Here is a 24,923-nt window from a genome sequence, read left to right as displayed (position 1 = left end):
GTTATATGTCTGAAGAGAGAGTAATAAGAATAAACAAGGTTTTAAGGGAATTAAATATTTCGTTAGAAAGAGCTGTTGATTATCTAAAAGATAAGGGAATTGCTATTGATGCAAATCCAAATGCGAAAATTTCTGATAGCGAATTTAATATCCTACAAAGCCAATTTGCGGGCGATAAGGGGAATAAGGAAGCTTCTAAAGAGGTAGGAGAGGAAAAGAGAAAAGAAAAAGAAGCATTACGTGTTGAACGTGAGAAAGAAATTGAAGACAAACGCAGACAAGACGAAGAGCGCCAAAAACAGCAGGAAATTATAAAAGCGAGAGCTGTTGTAACTGGACCTGTTCAAGTAGGTAAAATTGATTTAAATCCAAAGAAACCAGCAGTTGTTTCTACTCCTTCTGAGGAACCAGCTAAAGCTGTAGAACCTAAAGTAGTTGTTACTCCGTCTCAACCAGAAAAACCTGCTCAAAAAGAAATAGTGCAGACTGAACCAGTGGTTCCTGTTATTTCTGAAGAGAAAAAGGTTGAAAAACCTATTATTACAGAGAAAAAAGAAGTGAAAACAGAAGTTAAGGCTGAAGTGAAGACAGAAGTTAAGGCTGAAGCGAAAACAGAAGTTAAGGCTGCAAAAGTTGCACAAGAGCCAGTTGTTTCAACTGATCCTGCGACTGCAGAGGAGGCTATAACTACACAATATCAAAAATTATCTGGAACTACACTTACGGGACAAATAATTGATTTATCTCAATTTAATAAACCTAAGAAAAAGAAAGAAGATCCAAAGATAACGCCAAATAAACCGGGAGCTCCAGGGGCTGCAAATAACGCAAATAAAAATAAGCGTAAGAGAATTGCTCCTAAGCCAGGAACTCCAGGTGCGCCAAAACCGGCAACTCATGCGCCTGGAACACCTAATCCTAATAAAATCACACCAAATACTGGTGGAGGTGGTTTCAATGCAAATAGAAGTGCAAGACCTGGTTTTGTAAAAGGAAACCGTCCTGCTATTGTTGCTAAAGTGGAGCCTACTGAAGAGGAAGTAAAAAACCAAATTAGAGAAACTCTTGAAAAACTTCAAGGTAAAGGAGGGAAATCTAAAGCGGCTAAATACAGAAGAGATAAAAGAGATACGCACCGTCAGAAATCTGATGAAGAGCAAAGAGCAATCGACGAAGGAAGTAAAACTATTAAGGTTACTGAATTTGTTACTGTAGGTGAAATTGCAATTATGATGGATGTGCCGATTACTAAAGTAATTGGAACTTGTATGTCTCTTGGTATCATGGTTACCATGAACCAACGTTTAGATGCAGAAACGTTAACTATTGTAGCTGATGAATTTGGTTATGAAGTTGAGTTTATTACAGTTGATATTGAAGATGCTATTGAGGTAGTCGAAGATAAAGAAGAAGATTTAGTAGTTAGAGCACCGATCGTTACTGTAATGGGTCACGTCGATCACGGTAAAACATCTTTACTGGATTATATTCGTAAAGAAAATGTTATCGCTGGTGAGTCTGGAGGTATTACACAGCATATTGGAGCTTACGGAGTAACTTTAGATAATGGTCAAAAAATCGCATTCTTAGATACACCTGGTCACGAGGCGTTTACCGCGATGCGTGCACGTGGAGCTCAAGTTACTGATATCGCTATTATCGTTGTTGCGGCGGATGATGACATCATGCCACAAACAAAAGAAGCAATATCTCACGCACAAGCTGCGGGAGTACCAATTATATTTGCAATCAATAAAATCGATAAACCAAATGCTAATGTTGAAAAAATCAAAGAGCGTTTGGCTAGTATGAATTTACTTGTTGAAGATTGGGGTGGAAAAATTCAGTCACATGATATTTCTGCAAAAGTTGGAACAGGAGTAAAAGAATTATTAGAGAAAGTTTTATTAGAAGCGGAAATTTTAGACTTAAAAGCGAATCCAAATAAAGCAGCTCAGGGAACTGTAGTTGAAGCTTTCTTAGATAAAGGAAAAGGATATGTTTCTACAATTTTAGTTCAACAAGGAACGTTAAAAATTGGAGATTATATGTTGGCTGGTAAGCATCATGGTAAGATTAAAGCTATGCATGATGAAAGAGGGCATACTGTTCTTGAAGCAGGGCCGTCAACTCCAGTATCTGTATTAGGTTTAGATGGTGCGGCTACTGCAGGTGATAAGTTCAATGTATTCGAAGATGAAAAAGAAGCAAAACAAATTGCATCTAAGCGTTCTCAATTAATGCGTGAACAATCTGTACGTACACAACGTCATATTACACTTGATGAAATTGGTCGTCGTATTGCACTTGGTCAGTTTAAAGAATTAAACGTAATCCTTAAAGGAGATGTTGATGGATCTGTTGAAGCATTATCAGATTCGTTCTCTAAACTTTCTACTGAAGAGGTTCAAATTAATATTATTCATAAAGGTGTTGGAGCAATTACTGAAACTGACGTTATGTTGGCTTCTGCTTCTGATGCAATTATTATCGGATTTAACGTTCGTCCTGCTGGAAATGCGAGACAACTTGCTGATAAAGAGGAAATAGATATTCGTTACTACTCAATTATCTACGCAGCTATCGATGACTTGAAAGATGCAATGGAAGGAATGTTAGCTCCTGAGATGAAAGAGGAAATTTTAGGAACTGCTGAAATTCGCGAGATTTTCAAAATTTCTAAAGTTGGATCAATTGCTGGTTGTATGGTGATGGATGGTAAAATCATGAGAACTTCTAAAATTAGAGTTATTAGAGATGGTGTAGTGGTACATACAGGAGAGCTTGTGGCATTGAAACGTTTCAAAGATGATGTTAAAGAAGTTTCTAAAGGTTATGATTGTGGTATTCAAATTAAAGGTTACAATGATATCGAAGAAAGAGATGTTATTGAGGCATACCATGAAGTTGCAATTAAAAAGAAGTTGAAATAAAATTCAATAATTATATTTTAAAGTCCCAATGAAAATTGGGACTTTTTTTTGTTTATTTTTAGGTTTAATTTATTCCCTCTATCGTATGAAATTTTTACTTTTTACTTTATTATTTGCTTGCGCTTCCTACGCGCAAAAGGATTCAAAATTTCTTATTTCTCTCGAAAATGTGACTAACGTAGAGATTAAAAGTGATTTTTATATCAATAAAATTTATGACGGAAGGCAAATAAAAGATAATATAGGCACTGCACAAAAGAGTCTTTTTAATACAAAAGTTTTGACTGATTTTAAGAAGCCTTTTGTAGAGGAGTTGCAAAGTTTTTTATCGATTTGTTACCCTAAAAGAGAGGGGAAAAAAGGAATTGATATTAGGGTAGATGAATTATATATTTCTGAAATTACTCGTTCTAATAAAGAGACTGGTTATGCGACGGTAGTTTTTGATGTTATTGAAAAGAATGGAGGGAAGGATTTTATTGTAGGAAACTTTTCTGCAACTATTGAAAGTAGTGGGCTTGATGTGACAAGTAAGCATTCGGAAAGAATTATTGAGGCTTTAAGTACTAGTTTTGAATCTTATAAAGAATTGAAAAAAGGTGACAGATTGAATGTAGGATTTAGTATTGGAGATGGAAATTTGTTTGAGTCTCCTTCAAGTATTAAAGAAGGTGTTTATATTAATTATGCTGATTTATTTACTGGAGAAACCTTAGATTTGGATAATTTTTCGATAACAAATTATAATGGAATGAAGTGTTTATTGAATAATAAAACGGGTAGATTAGAGAATGGTTTCTATGGTTTTAGTGATGGGCTGAATTTTTATATTAATTTGTTTCGATTTTCAACTTTTAGATTATATGCGAAAACTGAGTTGTTGGGAGATTATTATTGTATTGATTCAGTCAAGGTTAATTCTGTTGATTTTTCTGCTTTAAAAGCGATGTATGGTGGTGGTATAGTTGGACTTCTGTTGTTTCCTGAGGCTTATGAAGCCGAGGTGCCTTTGTTACTTAATAAATTAAATGGTGTTCCTGTTTTTTTGACAGAGAAGTACATGGTTAACTTGTTGTCCGGTAATAAAGAGTTGTATAAGGATTATCGTAAAACTAAAAGGACAAGTAATGATAAAATAGCTTTTTATAAAAAGCATTTTAATCTTTAAATTAATTGGAAACATATTTTTGTGTTCAAAAAAAAGCGAGATTAATATCTCGCTTTTTTTTATTGTATTTTATTTACTAGGTTTTAATAGAAAAACACTCTTATATCTGTTTTTAATTTCAGCAAGATTGCGTTCTGCTTCTATTCTGGTTTTAAAATTACCAACAATCACTTTGTAGTTGGGAGTGTTGAAAATTATAGTTCCGTCAATATTGTTATATTCTCTTTTGAAATCTGCTAGCGTTTTTTTTGCTTCCTCGCTTTTGCCACTGAAAATTTGAATTTTATAAGTATCATTTGTACTTATTGATGTGTTAATTTTACGCTTATCATTCAATAATTGCTCAAATTTAGGATCTTGATTGAGTGTTAAATTTTGGTCTTGCGCATGAATGTTATATGCTAAAGTGAACATTGTTAATGTTAAGAAAACTCTGTTTGAGTGGGTTAAAATTCTCATAATGTGATGGTTTTTATGCAAAAATAGTATTTAAAGTTTGTATCGAAAATTTTAATATTATTTAGAATTGATATAAATTGATATTTAAGAGTATTTTAAGGTTTTGAGAATAGTTCATAAGTCGTATTTTTGTGCAAGTTTTAAAAGAAGGTATTAGTTTTTCGTTGATTTACTACAGAAAAAATCATACCAAAAATTAGTAGATAATTATTATACTATATGAAAAAGGTGGGTAACCATAATTCGATCTCAAGAAAATTGCTGCTTAGCTTATCGCTAACGCTTATTTTCTCCCTAACTTCATTTGCTCAAGATGCTGCTGCTCCTGCGGCGCCTGAAGCTGCTGCTCCGGCTGCAACTGCAGGAGGTGATCCAGTAAAAGGGAAAGAACTTTTTAATGCAAATTGCGCTGCATGTCACAAATTAGATGCCAAGTCAACAGGTCCTGCTTTAAGGGGAGTTGCTGCTAAGCACGAAATGGCTTGGATTTACAAGTGGGTGCACAACAGCTCTGAAATGATTAAATCAGGCGATGCTGTTGCAGTTAAGCTTTTTGAAGAAAATAATAAGTCAGTAATGACTTCTTTTCCTCAATTGTCTACAGGTGATATTGATAATATTATCGCTTATACTTCTGAAGTAAAAGCTGAGCCTGCAGCTGGTGCTCCTGGTTCTGCTGCGCCTCCTGGAACAAACGTTGAAGGTGGTGGAATTTCAAATAATATTATTTTAGGAGCTCTTGCTCTTGTAATGGCTATTTTAGTGGTAATGTTGTTCATGGTGAACAAAGTATTAACTAAAGTTGCTAGTAATAATGGTATTGAAGTAACTCCTAGAGAAGCTAGAACTCCAATTTGGAAAGCTTTCGCTAGAAATCAATTTTTAGTATTAGTTACTTCTATATTTTTGCTTTTGGCAAGTGGTTATTTTGTATATGGTTACTTAATGCAAGTAGGTGTTGATCAAAATTATGAGCCAATTCAGCCAATTCACTATTCTCATAAAATTCACGCTGGTGATAATGAGATCAATTGTAAATATTGTCACTCTGCGGCTCGTGTGAGTAAAACTGCTGGTATTCCTTCTTTAAATGTTTGTATGAACTGTCATAAAAATATTTCTGAAGTTGCTGAGACTACAGCTACTCCTGAGTACAGTAAAGCGTTTTATGATGCTCAAATTCAAAAGCTATATGATGCTGTTGGTTGGGATAAAGCAAAACAAGCTTATACCGGAAAAACGCAACCAGTTAAATGGGTTCGTATTCATAATCTTCCTGATTTTGTATATTTCAATCACTCACAGCACGTTAATGTTGCAGGAGTTGAATGTCAGACTTGTCACGGTCCAGTACAGGAGTTTGAAATCATGAAGCAATATTCTAAATTAACAATGGGATGGTGTGTTGATTGCCATAGAAAAACTGATGTTAAGATGGAAGGAAATGCATATTATGATAAAATTCATGCTGAACTTTCTAAAAAATACGGTGTAGAAAAATTGACTGCAGCGCAAATGGGAGGTTTAGAATGCGGTAAATGCCACTATTAATCGAATTATTAAGATTTTAATATTTATATACAATGTCATCAAACAAAAAATACTGGAAAAGTGTTGAAGAACTAGAAAATAGTTCTATTGTTGAGGCGCTTAGAAATAACGAATTTGTTGAAGAGATTCCTACAGAAGAATTCTTAGGGAATGCAGATGCTTTAGCGACATCTGGAACTTCACGTCGTGACTTTTTAAAGTACGTAGGGTTTAGTACAGCAGCTGTTACACTTGCTGCTTGCGAAGGTCCTGTTCACAAGTCTATACCTTACGTTTTACAACCAGAACAGATCATTCCTGGTGTTGCAGATTATTATGCAACTACTGTTTTTGATGGTTTTGATTTTGCTAACTTATTGGTAAAAACTCGTGAGGGGCGTCCAATTAAAATTGATAACAATACTATTTCTGGAGCTAAGTTTTCAGCCAATGCAAGAATTCATGCATCTATCTTATCTTTATATGATAGCATGCGTTTGAAAGAGCCTAAGTTGGATGGAAAAAATAGTAGCTGGTCTGCTGTTGATTTGAAACTTAAGTCAAGTATTGCTGATGCAAAAGCAAAAGGTGGACAAGTAGTATTGTTGACTAATACTTTGGCAAGTCCATCTACTGAAAAATTAATTAGCGAATTTATTGCTAAAAATCCAAATGCTAAGCATGTTGTTTATGATGCAGTTTCTTCATCTGAGGCTTTAGATGCTTTTGAAACTGTTTATGGAGAAAGAGCTTTAGTTGATTATGATTTTTCAAAAGCCGCATTAATCGTTTCTGTTGGTGCTGATTTCTTAGGAGACTGGCAAGGTGGAGGATATGATGCAGGTTATGCGCAAGGTAGAATTCCTGCGGGACCTACTGGAGCTAAAAAAATGTCTCGTCATTTTCAGCTAGAATCAAATATGACTTTGTCTGGAGCTGCGGCTGACAAGCGTATTCCTATGAATACTGCAAATCAAAATCAAGCTTTAGTAGAGATTTATAATATAATTACTGGGTCTTCTGTTTCTAATTCTTTAGATGCTAAGTTTAAACCAGAAGTAGTGAAAGCTGCTCAACAGTTAAAACTTGCTGGTGCTAAAGGAGTATTAGTTTCAGGACTTGAAGATAAAAATGCTCAATTATTAGTTTTAGCGATCAATCAAGTATTGGCGAGTGAAGCTTTTAGTACTGCAGGTACAAGACAAATTAGAAAAGGATCTAACGCGGTTGTATCTCAATTGGTAAAAGATATGAACGCTGGAAGTGTTCATACTTTAATAATGAGTGGAATTAATCCAGTTTACACATTAGCAGATTCTGCTTCTTTTGTATCTGGATTGAAAAAGGTAAAAACATCAGTTTCTTTCTCTTTAAAAGAGGATGAGACTGCATCTGTAACTACAATTGCTGCTCCGGCTCCTCATTATTTAGAGGCTTGGGGAGATGTTGTGATTACCAAAGGAACTTATAGTTTAACTCAGCCAACTATTCGTCCTATCTTTAATACAAAACAATTTCAAGATGTTTTATTGTCCTTAAATGGAACTCCTGGGAATTTCTATGATTACATTAAAGCTAATTCAGCTTCAGTAATCGCAGGCTCTTCTTGGAATAAAGTTTTACATGATGGTGTCTTTGTAATTGGTTCATCTGCTCTATCTGCTGGATCTGCTGATTATAGTGCTGCTGCAAACGCTGTTGCTAAATCAAAATCAAGTGGAGAGTTTGAATTAGTATTGTATACTAAGACAGGTTTAGGTGACGGACAACAAGCAAACAATCCTTGGTTGCAAGAATTTCCAGATCCAATTACAAGAGTTTCTTGGGATAACTACGTTACGGTTTCGAATGCTGATGCTAAAAAATATAACTTAACAAATGAAATTGTTGCAAACGGAGGTTTAAACGGAAGTTATGCTACAATTACAACTGCTGATGGTTTAAAACTAGAAAACGTACCAGTAATTGTTCAACCAGGACAAGCTGTTGGAACGGTTGGTTTGGCATTAGGTTATGGTCGTAAGGCTGCTTTGAAAGAAGAAATGGTTGTAGGTTTAAATGCTTACACTTTATATAAAAACTTCAATAGTGTTCAATCTGTTACTATCGCGAAAGCAAATGGTGTTCACGAGTTCGCTTGTGTTCAAGGACAGAAAACATTAATGGGTAGAGGAGATATTATTAAAGAAACTTCTCTTCATACTTTTAATTCTGAAGATCCAGAACATTGGAACGAACAACCAATGGTATCTTTAGATCACGAAGAAGTAAAAGCTACAACTGTCGATTTATGGGAATCATTTGATCGTTCTACAGGACATCACTTTAACCTTTCTATTGACTTAAACGCTTGTACTGGTTGTGGAGCATGTGTTATTGCTTGTCACGCTGAAAACAACGTTCCTGTTGTAGGTAAAGCAGAGGTAAGAAGAAGTCGTGATATGCACTGGTTGCGTATTGATAGATATTATTCTTCTGAGAGTACTTTTGAAGGAGATAATGAAAGAAAAGAAAATATAGCTGGTTTATCTAGCTCATTGTCTACATTTAACGAAATGGAAAAACCAGGAGATAATCCTCAAGTTTCTTTCCAACCGGTAATGTGTCAACACTGTAATCACGCACCATGTGAAACTGTTTGTCCTGTTGCTGCAACATCTCACGGTCGTGAAGGTCAAAACCACATGGCATACAACAGATGTGTTGGTACGCGTTACTGTGCAAACAACTGTCCGTATAAAGTGCGTCGTTTTAACTGGTTCTTGTACAACAAAAACAGTGAATTCGATTACCACATGAATGATGATTTAGGTCGTATGGTATTAAACCCAGACGTAAACGTTCGTTCTCGTGGAGTTATGGAAAAATGTTCTATGTGTATTCAAATGACACAGGCGACTAAGCTTAAAGCTAAAAATGAAGGTCGTCCGGTTGCTGATGGTGAATTCCAGACAGCTTGTTCAAATGCTTGTTCTTCTGGAGCAATGATATTTGGTGATGTTAATGATGCTGAAAGTAAAGTTGCTAAATTAGCTGCTGATGATAGATCATACCACTTATTAGAGCATGTAGGAACAAAACCTAATGTGGTTTACCACGTTAAAGTTAGAAATACTTAGAATAAATTATTAATTAAGAAACATATAAAGGATTATGTCGTCTCACTACGAAGCACCCATTAGAAAACCTTTAGTTATAGGTGATAAATCTTATCACGATGTAACTGTAGATGTAGCTGCACCTGTTGAAGGTCCTGCAAACAAACATTGGTGGATTGTATTTTCAATCGCATTAATAGCCTTCCTTTGGGGGTTAGGTTGTATAATTTACACCGTATCTACCGGTATCGGAACATGGGGATTAAATAAAACAGTTGGTTGGGCTTGGGATATCACGAACTTCGTTTGGTGGGTTGGTATTGGTCACGCTGGAACATTAATTTCTGCGGTATTATTACTTTTCCGTCAACGTTGGAGAATGGCTATTAACCGTTCTGCGGAAGCAATGACTATTTTCTCAGTAGTTCAAGCAGGTTTATTTCCAATTATTCACATGGGGCGTCCATGGTTAGCATACTGGGTTTTACCTATTCCAAATCAATTTGGATCTTTATGGGTAAACTTTAACTCACCATTGCTATGGGACGTGTTCGCGATTTCAACTTATCTTTCAGTATCATTAGTTTTCTGGTGGACTGGTTTATTACCTGATTTCGCTATGCTACGTGATAGAGCGGTTACTCCTTTTACTAAGAGAGTTTATTCTATCCTAAGTTTTGGATGGAGCGGTAGAGCAAAAGATTGGCAGCGTTTTGAAGAAGTATCATTAGTATTAGCTGGTTTAGCTACTCCTCTTGTACTTTCTGTACACACGATTGTATCGATGGACTTTGCTACTTCTGTAATTCCTGGATGGCATACAACAATCTTCCCTCCATACTTCGTTGCTGGAGCGGTATTCTCAGGATTTGCAATGGTAAATACCTTGTTGATCGTTATGAGAAAAGTTTCTAACCTTGAAGCGTATATCACACTACAACATATAGAGTTAATGAACATTGTAATTATGATTACAGGTTCTATCGTTGGAGTGGCATATATCACTGAGTTATTCGTAGCTTGGTATTCAGGAGTAGAGTATGAGCAATATGCATTCTTAAATAGAGCTACTGGACCTTACTGGTGGGCATATTGGTCAATGATGACTTGTAACGTTTTCTCTCCACAATTTATGTGGTTTAAAAAATTAAGAACAAGTATCATGTTTTCATTTATTATTTCGATTGTTGTAAACATCGGAATGTGGTTTGAAAGATTCGTAATTATTGTTACTTCTTTACATAGAGATTACCTTCCATCTTCTTGGACAATGTTTTCACCAACATTTGTTGATATTGGAATTTTCATCGGAACAATTGGTTTCTTCTTCGTATTGTTTTTATTATACTCAAGAACATTCCCTGTAATTGCTCAGGCAGAGGTTAAAACAATTTTGAAAGGAACAGGAGATAATTACATTAGAGAAAGAGCAAATAAAGATTCACATCATGAGTAATAAAGTAATATACGCCATTTATAATGACGATGATATTTTGATGGATGCAGTAAAGAAAACCAGAGCTGCTCATCATCATATTGAAGAAGTTTTTACTCCATTCCCAGTTCACGGATTGGATAAAGCTATGGGTTTAGCACCAACAAGATTAGCAATTTGTGCATTTTTATATGGATGTGTTGGTATTTCTGTTGCTACAACCATGATGAGTTATATCATGATTCATGATTGGCCACAAGATATTGGTGGAAAACCAAGTTTTAGTTTCATTCAAAATATGCCTGCATTTGTGCCTATTATGTTTGAGATGACAGTATTTTTTGCTGCTCACTTAATGGTTATTACTTTTTATATGAGAAGTAGATTATGGCCATTTAAAGAAGCTGAAAATCCTGATGTAAGAACAACAGATGACCATTTTTTAATGGAAGTTGCTGTAAATGATAATGAAGCAGAATTGGTTTCTTTTTTCGAAGGAACAGGTGCTGTGGAAGTTAAAGTAATTGAAAAGAATTAATTGTAGCTATGAAAAGGATATATAAAATAACACTTTTAGTTGGTATAACTATTTTAGTTTCATCTTGCCACAATAATTCGGCACCAAACTATCAGTATTTTCCTAATATGTATGAGTCTTTGGCATATGAGCCATATTCAGAGGCGAAAATATTTAAAGGTGGAAAAGAAGGACAGCTTCCTGCAGAAGGAAGTATTAATAGAGGTTTTGAACCTTATGAATATGAGAATTCAACTGCAGGTTATGAATTGGCTAAAGCTAATTTAAAATCTCCTTTAGATTCTATTGAAAGAAATTCTGGTAAAGGAAAAGAACTTTTCGAAATTTACTGTATCAGTTGTCATGGTGCAACTGGAAACGGTAAAGGTAAATTGGTTGAAAGAGAAAAATTTCTTGGAGTACCTAGCTATAAAGACAGAGAAATCACTGAAGGAAGTATCTTTCACGTTGAAACTTATGGTTTAAATGCAATGGGTTCACATGCAAATCAATTAAGTGCCCACGAACGTTGGTTAGTTGCTGACTATGTTCTAAAACTAAGAAGCCAATTATAATTGTTGAACAAACTGATCGTAATAGATATGTATACATTTTCAAGTAAATTAAAAACTTTTTCTTTCATCCTAATGGCCGTTGGTATATTAGGAATTGGATATGGTTTTTTAACTGCTCCTAAAGATATTCAAGAAGTTGAGAAAATTCTAGCTTCAGATGAACATGGATCTCATGGTGCTGCGCATGAAGTAGCAGCAGAGGCATCACATGAAGAAGCTGGACATCATGAAGCTGTTGAAGCTTCACATGAGTCACACAAAGGCGGTGAGCATGCAAAAGTTAGTGCTGCTGATGAGCATGAAAAGCATTTAGAACACGTTTTACACCAATTACAAAACAAACCTTGGTCTGCTTTGTATGTTGCATGTATTTTCTTTTTACTGCTTTCTATGGGAGTTTTAGCATTTTATGCTATTCAATATGTGGCTCAGGCAGGATGGTCTCCTGTTTTATTTAGAGTTATGCAGGGAATCACGGCTTATTTGCCTTGGGGTTCTGTAATTTTCTTCATCATTTTGGTTCTTTGTGGATTACATTTTAATCATATTTTTGTATGGTTAGGTGACGGAGTTACTGATCCAAAAAGCCCAAATTATGATGCAATTATTGCTGGTAAAGCTGGATACTTAAACTTTCCATTTTGGATTGTTAGAGCTGCAATATTTTTAATTGGTTGGAACGTATATAATTTCTATACTAGAAAAAACTGTTTGGCACAAGACGAAGCTAACGATGATTTACATTACAAAAAGAACTTTAAAATATCTGCTGGATTTTTAGTGTTTTTTATTGTGTCTGAGTCTATTATGTCTTGGGATTGGATTATGTCATTTGATCCGCACTGGTTTAGTACATTATTCGGATGGTATGTTTTTGCTTCTTTCTTTGTAAGCGGTATTACTACTATAGCATTAGTTACTGTATATTTAAAATCTAAAGGATACTTAGAGTATGTAAATACAAGTCATATTCATGATTTAGCTAAATTTATGTTCGGTATTAGTATTTTCTGGACTTACTTATGGTTCTCTCAATTTATGTTGATTTGGTATGCTAACATTCCAGAAGAGGTAACTTATTTTGTAACAAGAATTCAATTATATAACTTACCTTTCTTTGGAGCTGTAGTTATGAACTTTGTTTTCCCATTATTAATATTAATCAATACAGACTTTAAACGTCTAAGCTGGGTTATTGTAATGGCCGGTGTTGTTATCTTACTAGGTCACTATGTTGATTTCTTTAATATGATTATGCCTGGTACAGTTGGAGATAAATGGTTTATTGGAGTTTCTGAAATTGCATCTATTCTTTTCTTCTTAGGGTTGTTTATTTTTGTTGTATTCACTGCATTAACAAAAGCTCCTCTGTTAGCAAAAAGAAATCCTTTCATTGAAGAAAGTAAACATTTTCATTATTAATATTTAAAGAAGTAAACAGATGACAAGTTTGTTGGTAATTATAGTTTTAGTTTTATTAGCAGTTGCATTGTGGCAATTGACCAAGATATTTGATCTTACTCAAGTGGGATCTTCTTCGGACGATTCTCAAGTTGCATCAGATAATGATAATAATATTCAAGGGTATATTATGTTTGGCTTCTTGGCATTCATATATATATTTACGATTTACGGTTTACTAAAATGGGGTGGTTTAGCACTTCATACTCCTGCTTCAGAGCACGGACTTTTAGTAGATAATTTGATGAACATTACTTGGGTTTTAATTTTTGTTGTTCAGTTTATTACACAAGGTTTATTATACTGGTTCTCTTTTAAAAATAGAGGTCATAAAGATAAAAAAGCGTTATTCTTTGCTGATAGTAATAAATTAGAGGCAATTTGGAGTATTATTCCATCTGTAGTTTTGGCTTGTTTGATTCTTTATGGATTGTATGCTTGGAACAACATTATGTTTGTGGATAAAGATGAAGATGTAATCGAAATTGAATTATATGCACAACAATTTAAATGGACAGCTAGATATGCTGGACAAGATAATGTTTTAGGAAAAGCTAATGTACGTTTAATCGAAGGTGTAAATACTTTAGGAGTTGATATGTCTGATCCTAATGCTCAGGATGATATTGTAGTTTCTGAGTTGCATATTCCAAAAGGTAAAAAAGTACATTTTAAAATGCGTTCTCAAGACGTATTGCACTCAGCTTACATGCCTCACTTTAGAGCGCAAATGAACTGTGTTCCAGGAATGGTTACTGAGTTTGCTTTTATTCCAACTTATACAACTTCTGAATACAGAGAGTTACCATTTATGGTGGAGAAAATTGCTAACATCAACAAACTTAGAGCTGAGAAAAGCGTTGAGTTGGTTGCTAAAGGTGGTACAGCTTTAGATCCTTATACATTTGATTATTTATTATTATGTAATAAAATCTGTGGAGCTTCTCACTACAACATGCAAATGAAAGTTGTTGTTGATACTCCAGAAGATTATAAAAAATGGTTAAGCGAAAAAACTACTTTAGCTCAGGATATTAAAGCGGCAGCAGCTGCTAAAGCACCAGCTGAAGGAGCAAAAACTACTACAGACAGTACTGCTAAAGATACTGTTAAAGCGGTAATTGATACTGTTAAAGCTGTTGTAGCTAAAGTTGCTATGAAATAATATTTATTAAGAAAATTTAAAGTACACATATATGTCAGCAGAAGCGCACGGTCACGATCACGGACACGATCACGAGCACGAACATCATCATAAAGACACGTTCATTACTAAATATATTTTTAGTATTGATCACAAAATGATTGCTAAGCAATACTTAATTACCGGTATTATCATGGGAATTATTGGTATTGCAATGTCTTTGCTTTTCAGAATGCAATTAGCATGGCCAGAAGAGTCTTTCAAAATCTTTAATGTTTTATTAGGAGATAAATTTGCACCAGATGGTGTAATGGCTAATGATATTTATTTGGCCTTAGTTACAATTCACGGTACCATCATGGTATTCTTTGTACTAACGGCTGGTTTAAGTGGGACCTTTAGTAACTTACTTATTCCGCTTCAAATTGGAGCAAGAGATATGGCTTCTGGATTCATGAACATGATTTCATACTGGTTATTTTTCTTGTCTGCTGTGATTATGTTGTCTTCTTTATTTGTTGAAGCTGGACCAGCTTCTGCAGGTTGGACAATTTATCCTCCATTAAGTGCTTTACCGCAAGCGATTCCAGGTTCTGGAACAGGTATGACTTTATGGTTAGTTTCTATGGCAATATTTATTGCATCTTCTTTAATGGGATCTTTAAATTATATCGTAACTGTTATCAATTTAAGAACTAAAGGAATGTCTATGACTAGGCTTCCACTTACAATCTGGACATTTTTCGTAACAGCTATTATTGGTGTTATTTCATTCCCAGTATTGTTATCAGCTGCTTTATTATTAATTTTTGATAGAAGTTTTGGTACTTCATTTTTCTTATCTGATATTTATATTGCAGGAGAGGTTTTACATTACCAAGGAGGTTCTCCAGTATTGTTCGAACACTTATTCTGGTTCTTAGGACACCCTGAGGTATATATTGTAATCTTGCCAGCAATGGGACTTGTTTCTGAAATTATGGCTACGAACTCTCGTAAACCAATTTTCGGATACAGAGCGATGATTATGTCAGTTCTTGCAATTGCATTTTTATCTACAATTGTTTGGGGTCACCACATGTTTATTTCAGGAATGAATCCTTTCTTAGGATCTGTATTTACCTTTACTACTTTGTTGATTGCAATTCCGTCTGCTGTAAAAGCGTTTAACTGGATTACAACTTTATGGAAAGGTAACCTACAATTTAACCCTGCAATGTTATTCTCTATCGGAATGGTTTCTACTTTCATCACTGGAGGTTTAACGGGAATTATTTTAGGAGATAGTACTTTAGATATTAACGTTCACGATACTTACTTTGTAATTGCTCACTTTCACTTAGTAATGGGTATCTCTGCACTTTACGGAATGTTTGCTGGTATTTACCACTGGTTCCCTAAAATGTACGGAAGAATGTTGAATAAAAACTTAGGTTATATTCACTTTTGGGTAACAGCAGTTTGTGCTTACGGAGTTTTCTTCCCAATGCACTTTATTGGATTAGCTGGTTTACCAAGACGTTATTATACAAATACAAACTTCCCATTATTTGATGATTTACAAAATGTGAATGTTTTAATTACAACATTTGCTCTTGTAGGAGGTGCGTTCCAATTAGTATTCTTGTACAACTTCTTTAGTAGTATTTTCTACGGTAAGAAAGCGACTCAGAATCCATGGAAATCTACAACATTAGAGTGGACTACTCCAGTAGAACATATTCACGGTAACTGGCCAGGAGAAATTCCTCATGTGTACCGTTGGCCTTATGACTACAGTAACCCAAATCACGATGTAGATTTTGTTCCTCAAAATGTACCAATGAAAGAAGGTGAAGAAGTTTTACACCACTAAAAATATTTAAAAAAGACCATCTGAAAAGATGGTCTTTTTTGTTTTTATAAATTCCAAATTCCAGTTAAGTTTAACCTCGTATTGTAATTTGTAATTTTAAAAAATTGAAAATTTGGTTTCCTTTTATTTAAAATTTATCTATTTTACAAACTGATTACTTTGTCTATCTTTGTAAAATGAATGAAAACCTAGATCCCACAACAAATGGGTACAATCCAGAAGAATTAGATCTTGAAAAAAGATTGCGTCCGCTGTCATTTGATGATTTTGCCGGACAAGATCAAGTTTTAGAGAATTTAAAAGTTTTTGTTGCTGCAGCCAATCAACGTGGTGAAGCACTTGATCATACACTTTTTCACGGACCTCCCGGATTAGGTAAAACTACTTTGGCTAATATCTTGGCGAATGAACTAGAAGTGGGTATCAAAATTACTTCAGGACCTGTTTTAGACAAACCTGGAGATTTAGCGGGTCTTTTGACTAATCTCGATGAAAGAGATGTTTTATTCATTGACGAAATTCATCGTTTAAGCCCAATTGTCGAAGAGTATTTGTACTCGGCAATGGAAGATTTTAAAATTGATATTATGATCGAGTCTGGACCAAATGCCAGAACGGTACAAATTAATTTAAATCCTTTTACTTTAATTGGGGCAACAACTCGTTCCGGATTACTGACAGCGCCAATGCGTGCCCGTTTCGGAATTTCGTCACGTTTACAATATTATACTACTGAACTTTTAACAACTATTGTCGAAAGAAGTTCGTCAATTCTTAAAATGCCAATTTCATTAGATGCTGCTATCGAAATAGCCGGTAGAAGTCGTGGAACTCCTCGTATAGCCAATGCATTATTACGAAGAGTGCGAGATTTTGCGCAGATAAAAGGTAACGGAACCATCGATCTTGAAATTGCACGTTATGCGTTAAGAGCCCTTAATGTTGATGCGCATGGATTGGATGAAATGGATAATAAAATCTTGTTGACCATCATTAATAAATTTAAAGGAGGGCCTGTTGGACTTTCAACTTTGGCAACTGCAGTTTCTGAAAGTAGCGAAACGATCGAAGAAGTTTATGAACCATTTTTAATTCAGGAAGGTTTTATTATGCGTACGCCACGCGGACGTGAAGTAACGGATAAAGCATATAAGCACTTAGGCAAACTAAATACTAATATTCAGGGCGGATTGTTTTAATTGTAATCAAAATGTCTGAAAATAGAAAATATAATTACCCAAACAGGCTTTCGATATTGCGATTCTTTCTGGATGCAGAAGGAGTGCGTAGAAACCCGATTCCTTTTCATAAAAGATATTTTGAGCAATTTGGAGACTCTTTTTCTCTTAAAATTGGAGTTTCTAAACATATAATCTTATCAAGAGATAATGAAATTGCTCAATATATTTTACAAAAGAATCAAAAGAATTATCATAAATCTAAATTTCAATCCGTATACCTTTCTAAGTATTTAGGAAAAGGGCTTTTGACAGTTGATGGTGACTTTTGGTTAAAACAAAGAAGATTAATTCAACCTGCATTTCATAAACAAAAGATGAATCAGTTGGTCGAAAATATGAATTTGACTATTACTTCAGAATTAGATAATCTAGCAGAGGGAGAATCTATTGATGTTTTTCCTGTAATGAGCCAGTTAGCGTTTAATGTCGTTGCGAAGTCATTGTTTCAACTTTCAATTTCTGACGAAAAACTAAACCGAATTAAATTTATTATTGAAGAAGTTCAGAATTTCTTAATCAAAGAAATTAGACTTCCACATAAAGCATGGTGGTTCTCTTTAAGCGGACAAGTAAAGAAACATCTAGAACTTGCTGAAGAAAATAATAGTATTATTCAGGAAATTATTGAACAAAGAATGACTTCGAAAGAAGAAATTAATGACTTGCTCAATATGCTTTTGGAAACCCGATATGAAGATACGGGAGAGGGTATGTCCGTTAAACAATTAGTAGATGAAATCAAAGTGCTCTTTATCGCAGGACATGAAACTACGGCAAATGCTTTGACTTTTACTTTACATCTTTTAGGAAGAAATCCCGATGTACAACAAAGAGTTTTGGATGAGATTTTAGAGATAGAATCTCAAACTGAGAATATTGTGGAACAGCTTCAAAAAATGACTTTTACTAATGCAGTATTAAGTGAATCTATGCGTTTGTATCCGCCAGCATGGATTACAGACAGACAAAATGTTACAGATGATACGCTTGCTGGTTTTCATATAAAAAAGGAAACTCTTATCGGGGTTTCTTTCTACGAATTACATAGAAATCCTAAATATTGGCAAAATCCGGGTGAATTTGTTCCGGAACGATTCTTAGGCGAGCAGAAAAAACAGTCTATGCAATATTTTTACCCGTTTGGTGCGGGGCCAAGAATGTGCATAGGAACTGGATTTGCTATTTATGAAATGTGTTTGACCATTGCTCAAATTGTAAAAAAATATGAGATTAAATCCGGCACTGATGCAGTTCAGTTTAATCCTTTAATTACATTAAAACCGGTTGGTGTAGAAGTGTCATTTTCGAAAAGATGAGCATTAATGCAAAAGAAACATATTCGGAATTTATAAAATCAGAAGCAAAACGCCTCGGTTTTCTTTCTTGCGGAATATCTAAAGCTGGATTTCTGGAAGAGGAAGCACCACGTCTTGAAAAATGGCTCAATAACAACCATCATGGCCAAATGGCGTATATGGAGAATTATTTTGACAAACGTTTAGATCCCACTTTGTTGGTAGATGATGCTAAAAGTGTGGTGTCGCTTTTATTAAATTATTATCCTGAAGAAACCCAAAGTCAGGACAGTTTTAAAATTTCTAAATATGCTTATGGCCAGGATTATCATTTTGTAATCAAAGAAAAACTAAAGGAATTTTTACATTCTATTCAGGAAAATATAGGCGATGTTTCCGGTCGCGCTTTTGTTGATTCGGCGCCAGTTTTAGATCGCGCCTGGGCAGCAAAAAGCGGTTTGGGCTGGATTGGTAAAAGTGGTAATCTGCTAACTCAAAAGGTAGGTTCTTTTTATTTTATTGCTGAGCTAATACTTGATCTCGAATTAGAATATGATCATGCGACTACAGATCATTGTGGTTCTTGTACAGCATGTATTGATGCTTGCCCGACACAAGCAATTGTAGCGCCTCATGTCGTTGACGGAAGCAAATGTATTTCTTACTATACAATTGAACTCAAAGAGAATATTCCTCAAGAAATGAAAGGAAAATTTGATGAATGGATGTTTGGTTGTGATACTTGCCAGGATGTTTGTCCTTGGAATAGATTCTCAAAACCACATTCAGAACCGTTATTTAATCCCAATCCGGATTTACTTTCCTTTAGTAAAAAAGATTGGATAGAAATTACAGAAGAAACTTTTCGTGCGGTCTTTAAAAATTCCCCTATTAAAAGAACCAAGTTCGATGGTTTAAAACGTAATATAACTTTTTTGGAATAATTTAGAGATTAAGTTTTCCTTATTACTTTTTAGTAAATTTTTTTGTATTTGTTTTTGATCTGCGATTTTATACTTTCATTTTCTATATTTTCTGAAATTGTTCTTTAAACGGAAATATATAAAAAATAATCCTTCCAATGAATACTTCTATTTGTGCTCTACTTGCAAAAAATTATTACGAAAATTAATTAGTTTAATAAATCATTTTTATTTGTTTTGAATAATTGTAATTGTTTGATTTTTAATCTTTTGATTGTTGTTTAAGAAGGTGTTTTAAAACTTCTATTGTTTTAATTTATTGCGTTTTTGTCGCTTTATTCTTAAATATTAGAATATATCAATAATATTTCGATTGCTTTCTACTGTTTGTTTATCAAATAGTCATGTTTTTTGTCAGCAAAAGTGTTTTTTTGTCGGCAAAATATGCACTTCAACGTTAATCTTGGTAGTTTATCGACGAATGTAGTTAGTATACAGCTCTTTGTATATTTTCGCGACTCCAAAACTACAATTTTAACCTATAAGACATTTTTATGTCTTGAATGTATGCTATTTATGGTGCGAAAACTACTTTATTGTTATGAGAATCGGCGGGTCATTTTTTTAAGATTTTCAAAAACTATTCCCTTCATTTTATCGTATTTATCTTATATGCTGAAAACCACATTTGGTTCTTCGGCTTTCAATACTTCTATTCCTAATACCACAATTGTCTATGCGTAACTTTACTTTTAGAAAGTTTAATTCATTTAAGCTAATCTCACTTGTTTTATTGCTCACAGTAACTTCTATCTCTTCATTTGCACAAGTTTGTGGAACACCCGGAGGTGATGGCCCTATAGCGATAACAGGTTCTATAAACACTTATTTCCCAGTTAGTGGTGATACTAATTTAAATGCTGGGGCCCAGGCAATTTTATTGGCGGCATCTCCAGGAACAGATAGTAAACTGAACAATTTTGGGACTACTCCTATTTCAGTTGGAGATCTGATTTTGATTATCCAGATGCAAGATGCAACAATTGATTACAGTAACAATCAAGCATATGGATCTGGAACAACAAATAGTGGTAAAGACGGTTTAGGGGGTACTGGGCTTCTAAATATTAATAATACGGGGATTTTTGAGTACGTTATTGCTACAAATAATGTTCCACTGGCAGGAGGAAATCTGACTTTTAAAGGAACAGGTCCTACTGGCGGTGTTCGAAATAGTTTTTTTAATGCAAAAGCAACGCCAACCAGAGGACAGAGAACATTTCAAATCGTTAGAGTACCGCAATATTCTAATCTAACGTTAAATTCTACTATTACAACTCCGCCTTTTAATGGTGTTGCAGGAGGGGTAATTGCTTTTAATGTTTCTGGGACTTTTAATTTTAACGGCAATACAATTGATGGGTCAGCAAGAGGATTTAGGGGGGGCTACAGCCCAGTAGCAGCAACTAATGCAAATGATTCTAAAACTTATGTAGGTGCCTCAAATAATACTGCAATTTCAGGAAAAGGAGAAGGTATTGCGGGAACACCAAGATACATGTGGGATGGTTTTAATCAAGTTGATAATGGAGCAGCAAATGAAGGATTACCGGGAGGATCGTCAGGTAGAGGAGCTCCTGCAAACGCAGGTGGTGGAGGAAATGATCATAACTCCGGCGGTGGCGGTGGAGGAAATGGAGGATATGGAGGTTTAGGTGGTGCAGGATGGCAAGGCGGCGGCGGCGATCTTCTCTCAGCTAAACCGCCTTTGACAGGTGGAGGAAGACCAGGATTTACTTCTTTTAATACAGCAGAACCAGAACTGACTCGATTAATTATGGGAGGTGGCGGTGGAGCTGGTGATGCCAATAACGCTATAAATGGTGTTAAAGGAGGAGTTGGTGGAGCTATAATCCTTATTAATGCAGGTAATATTCAAGGATCTGGAACAATTAAAGCAAATGGGGGCGCTGGTGCCCCAGGTTCTTACGCAGGATCTCCAGATGGAGCTGGTGGTGGTGGAGCTGGAGGAAGCGTTTTTTTAAATATTTCGAATAATAATACTATAGCTACAAATGTTACTATTGAGGCGAATGGAGGAAGGGGAGGTAACACACTTAATGACTTAGGAAATTCACATGGACCAGGTGGAGGTGGTGGTGGTGGAATTATTAGATATAATGTTCCAGGAACAGGAGTAACGATAAATCCTTTTGTTACTGCTGGTGCCCCTGGTGGAACAGATAATGGTAGTGCTAGTGGAGAAAGTCATGGTGCACAACCAGGTGAAGCTGGATCTGTAAAATCATTTATTTCTTCTGATATACCTACTAATTTGCAAGTAAATGCAAGTTGTTTTCCTGTTTTGGAGACAACAGTAAAGGCATTAACAACAAGTGAAGTATGTGGTTCGATTGGTGAGAAAGTTACATATGAGATTCAAATAAAAAATACAGGAGCAGGAAATGCGGCTGGAGTTTTATTAGATTTCACTTTTCCAACAAATATTGAATTTGATGCTGCAACAGCCTCCTATTCAACGGAGGCTTCTGGTCCTTCTGGGGCTTTGTCCAGTACAGGTACAGCTAATAATCCTTTAATTGGAAATTTTAATATTGCACAAAACGGAATAGTTACCATAATCTTGGTTGGAAAAGTAGCAGGTGCAATTGCTGGAGGAACTTATAGTTCTAATGCACAAGCTCAGTACTTAGATCCAACTCGAAGTCTAGATGCAACTAGAAAAATAACTGCAGCTACAAATGGATATGGTACAGTATTTAAAAATTATGAAGGAGCAAACCAAGCAGTTGTTCCGGGGGTGAATTTTAAAGGTGATAATCCAATAAAAGTAGATGATATTACGATTTTGGCCTTACCAGCAGCTCCAACTGCTAGTGTAACAATACAGACAAGTTGTACTACTCCAACAGGAACCATAACTGTAAGCAGTCCAGCTAATGGTCCAAATGTGAGTTTTACTTTGACAGGTATAAATCCGGTAAGTGGACCAGTTAAAAATCAGACAGGAGTTTTTTCTACCTTGGTACCTGGAACTTATCAGGTAACTACAACCAATGCACAAGGTTGTACTTCATTTCCTAGTACGAGTTTAGTAATCAATACAGTTACTAATGCGCCAACAACTACGGGAGTGTCAATGTGTCCAAGTGGGACGGATACATTAAAGGCTACGTCAGCATGCTCAATATCTGATACTACCGGAGAAACAAATGCAGGAACAGGAAATAATATAAATCCTGGTTCAGGAACGGGATGGTCAAGTTCAGGAAATATTACTGCCGAAGATAATAACTATGCAACTGTAAGTTTAAGTTCAGGAAGTACGAGTCAGTATCTTAGAGGGACTAATTATGGCTTTGCAATTCCTTCAAATGCTACGATAAATGGGATTACGGTAATAATCAATAGAAGATCAGTTAATAATACTGGTATTCGTGATAACAGAGTGAGTCTAGTTAAAGGAGGGATAGTTCAGACTTTAAATAAAGCTGTTACAGGTACTAATTGGACTACTAGTTTTAGTACAAATTCTTATGGAGGAGAAGCTGATCTATGGGGATCGACATGGACAGCTGCTGATATTAATGCTGCGAATTTTGGTGTTGTTTTGTCAAGTTACAATAATAATAATAGTAGTAGAACAGCATCAGTTGACTATATTCAAATTACTGTAGCTTATACAATAAATGGAACTATAAATTGGTATACATTGCCATCTGGAGGTACATCAATAGGTTCAGGTAATTCTTTTGATCCTGTAGGAGTACTAAATTCAGGTGTAGCAAATAGAACAACACCTATATCAACTATTTTTTATGCGGAATGTTCTAATAACACAGGCTGTAGAACAGCGACTAATTATGTTATTAATGCACAGCCTACTATAACATCCGTGGATCCTAAATCAATATGTGATTCAGGATCGGTAATTTTGGGAGCAACAGCCTCAGCAGGAACAATCAATTGGTATACTGCAGCGACAGGTGGAACGTTAGTAGCTACCGGAACAAGTTATACTACACCAAATTTATCTGCAACTACAGATTATTATGTAGAGGCAGTTGCTAATGGATGTAAGTCTGCAACTAGAACTAAAGTTACAGCGACAGTAAATACGACGCCAACAATTACTAACACAACTTCAGGATCTCGATGTGGTGCGGGAACAGTGTCTTTATCTGCTTCGGCATCGGCAGGAACAATTAGCTGGTATAGTAATGTTACAGGAGGTACTCCGTTAACGACAGGAACAATTTATGAACCAAACGTTTCTGCAACTACAACTTACTATGTAGATGCTACTAATAATGGCTGTACCACAGGATCTAGAATTGCAGTTGCAGCTGTTGTAAATCCGCTTCCAATAGCATATACGGTTACGGGCAGTGGAACATATTGTGCAGGAGGAACAGGACTTGTAGTTGGATTAGACAATTCAGAAATTGGAGTAAGTTATCAATTACGATTAGGAGGATCTAATAATGGAAACGCTGTTACTGGAACGGGTAATGCGATCAGTTTTGGAACAAAAACAACGGCAGGAACTTATACTGTGATTGCTACTAATACAGGAACATCTTGTACGGCAACAATGACAGGAAGTGCTGTTATTAGTATAAGCGCAATCCCAACAGCACCAACAGTTGGAACCCTAACACATCCAACCTGTACAGTTGCTACTGGAAGTGTTGTTTTGAATGGTTTACCATCAGGAAATTGGACCATCAACCCAGGAAATATTACAGGAAGTACTGCTTCTACGACAATTTCAGGATTAACGGCAGGAACTACATATAACTTTACGGTAACAAATGCTGTTGGGTGTATTTCTCCTGCATCAGGTAATGTTGTATTCAATGCACAACCTGCGACACCATCAGCACCAACAGCTCCGGCTAATGTAACAGTATGTGAGACAGGTTCATCACAAACTCTAACAGCTAGCGCTACCGTACCATCAGGTTCAAGCATTGTTTGGTATGATGCTGCCACAGGAGGAAGCATAGTAAGCCCTGCAACTTTAGTAAGTACAGTTGCTGCTACAAGAACACTATACGGTCAGACTTCAAACGGAACTTGTTCAAGTTTAACAAGAACCGCTGTTGTTTTAACCATCAATGGCGCACCATCAGCACCAACAGCTCCGGCTAATGTAACAGTATGTGAGACAGGTTCATCACAAACTCTAACAGCTAGCGCTACCGTACCATCAGGTTCAAGCATTGTTTGGTATGATGCTGCCACAGGAGGAAACATAGTAAGCCT

At 35.5% G+C, this 24,923-nt stretch carries 15 protein-coding genes; 14 read left to right on the top strand and 1 reads right to left on the bottom strand.

Features of this window, described 5'->3' with window-relative positions; translation table 11 throughout:
- Positions 1 to 5 precede the first annotated feature (5 nt).
- Positions 6 to 2,933, top strand: a complete 2,928-nt coding sequence (gene infB, locus IW18_RS04450) for a translation initiation factor IF-2 (protein WP_041516379.1) — start codon at positions 6 to 8, stop codon at positions 2,931 to 2,933.
- 28 nt (positions 2,934 to 2,961) lie between these two features.
- Positions 2,962 to 4,101: a hypothetical protein gene (locus IW18_RS04445; protein WP_123902502.1), complete on the top strand. Its 1,140-nt coding sequence runs from the start codon at positions 2,962 to 2,964 to the stop codon at positions 4,099 to 4,101.
- 69 nt (positions 4,102 to 4,170) lie between these two features.
- On the opposite strand, the gene IW18_RS04440 is transcribed toward IW18_RS04445, so the two are convergent.
- The gene (locus IW18_RS04440; RefSeq protein ID WP_041516377.1) at positions 4,171 to 4,560 is read right to left on the bottom strand and encodes an SPOR domain-containing protein; all 390 of its coding nucleotides are present in this window, start codon (positions 4,558 to 4,560) and stop codon (positions 4,171 to 4,173) included.
- Positions 4,561 to 4,779: 219 nt separating this feature from the next.
- Here IW18_RS04440 and IW18_RS04435 point away from each other — a divergent pair, with 219 nt between their 5' ends.
- The 12 genes from IW18_RS04435 to IW18_RS23400 form a co-directional block, all read left to right on the top strand.
- Entirely contained in the window at positions 4,780 to 6,111 is a 1,332-nt protein-coding gene (locus IW18_RS04435; protein ID WP_041516376.1) for a c-type cytochrome, read from the top strand.
- 32 nt (positions 6,112 to 6,143) lie between these two features.
- Complete coding sequence (locus IW18_RS04430) at positions 6,144 to 9,209, top strand: TAT-variant-translocated molybdopterin oxidoreductase (protein ID WP_041516375.1); 3,066 nt, start codon at positions 6,144 to 6,146, stop codon at positions 9,207 to 9,209.
- A 34-nt stretch (positions 9,210 to 9,243) separates the two neighbouring features.
- On the top strand, positions 9,244 to 10,644 hold the full coding sequence (gene nrfD, locus IW18_RS04425; protein WP_041516374.1) for an NrfD/PsrC family molybdoenzyme membrane anchor subunit: 1,401 nt from the start codon (positions 9,244 to 9,246) through the stop codon (positions 10,642 to 10,644).
- Positions 10,637 to 11,161, top strand: a complete 525-nt coding sequence (locus IW18_RS04420; protein WP_041516373.1) for a DUF3341 domain-containing protein — start codon at positions 10,637 to 10,639, stop codon at positions 11,159 to 11,161. The genes nrfD and IW18_RS04420 overlap by 8 nt, the downstream gene beginning before the upstream one ends.
- Positions 11,162 to 11,169: 8 nt before the next feature.
- Positions 11,170 to 11,715: a c-type cytochrome gene (locus IW18_RS04415; protein ID WP_041516372.1), complete on the top strand. Its 546-nt coding sequence runs from the start codon at positions 11,170 to 11,172 to the stop codon at positions 11,713 to 11,715.
- Between the two features lie 27 nt (positions 11,716 to 11,742).
- A complete protein-coding gene (locus tag IW18_RS04410; RefSeq protein WP_041516371.1) occupies positions 11,743 to 13,137 on the top strand; it encodes a cation-translocating P-type ATPase in 1,395 nt (464 codons plus the stop codon).
- Between the two features lie 19 nt (positions 13,138 to 13,156).
- Positions 13,157 to 14,341 (top strand): cytochrome c oxidase subunit II, encoded by a 1,185-nt coding sequence (locus IW18_RS04405; RefSeq protein ID WP_041516370.1) that lies wholly within the window; start codon positions 13,157 to 13,159, stop codon positions 14,339 to 14,341.
- A 31-nt stretch (positions 14,342 to 14,372) separates the two neighbouring features.
- Positions 14,373 to 16,175, top strand: a complete 1,803-nt coding sequence (locus tag IW18_RS04400) for a cytochrome c oxidase subunit I (protein ID WP_041516369.1) — start codon at positions 14,373 to 14,375, stop codon at positions 16,173 to 16,175.
- A 176-nt stretch (positions 16,176 to 16,351) separates the two neighbouring features.
- Complete coding sequence (gene ruvB, locus IW18_RS04395) at positions 16,352 to 17,374, top strand: Holliday junction branch migration DNA helicase RuvB (protein ID WP_041516368.1); 1,023 nt, start codon at positions 16,352 to 16,354, stop codon at positions 17,372 to 17,374.
- A gap of 11 nt (positions 17,375 to 17,385) precedes the next feature.
- Entirely contained in the window at positions 17,386 to 18,732 is a 1,347-nt protein-coding gene (locus IW18_RS04390) for a cytochrome P450 (RefSeq protein ID WP_041516367.1), read from the top strand.
- Positions 18,729 to 19,655: a tRNA epoxyqueuosine(34) reductase QueG gene (queG, locus tag IW18_RS04385; protein ID WP_041516366.1), complete on the top strand. Its 927-nt coding sequence runs from the start codon at positions 18,729 to 18,731 to the stop codon at positions 19,653 to 19,655. Before IW18_RS04390 ends, queG begins: the two co-directional genes overlap by 4 nt.
- A gap of 715 nt (positions 19,656 to 20,370) precedes the next feature.
- Positions 20,371 to 24,923: beta strand repeat-containing protein (locus tag IW18_RS23400; RefSeq protein ID WP_052480082.1), on the top strand; the 4,553-nt coding region annotated here is incomplete at its 3' end.

Origin of the sequence: Flavobacterium hibernum (assembly GCF_000832125.1) — a bacterium.
Taxonomy (GTDB): Bacteria; Bacteroidota; Bacteroidia; order Flavobacteriales; family Flavobacteriaceae; genus Flavobacterium; species Flavobacterium hibernum.
This window is presented reverse-complemented; position numbering and strand designations above follow the sequence as displayed.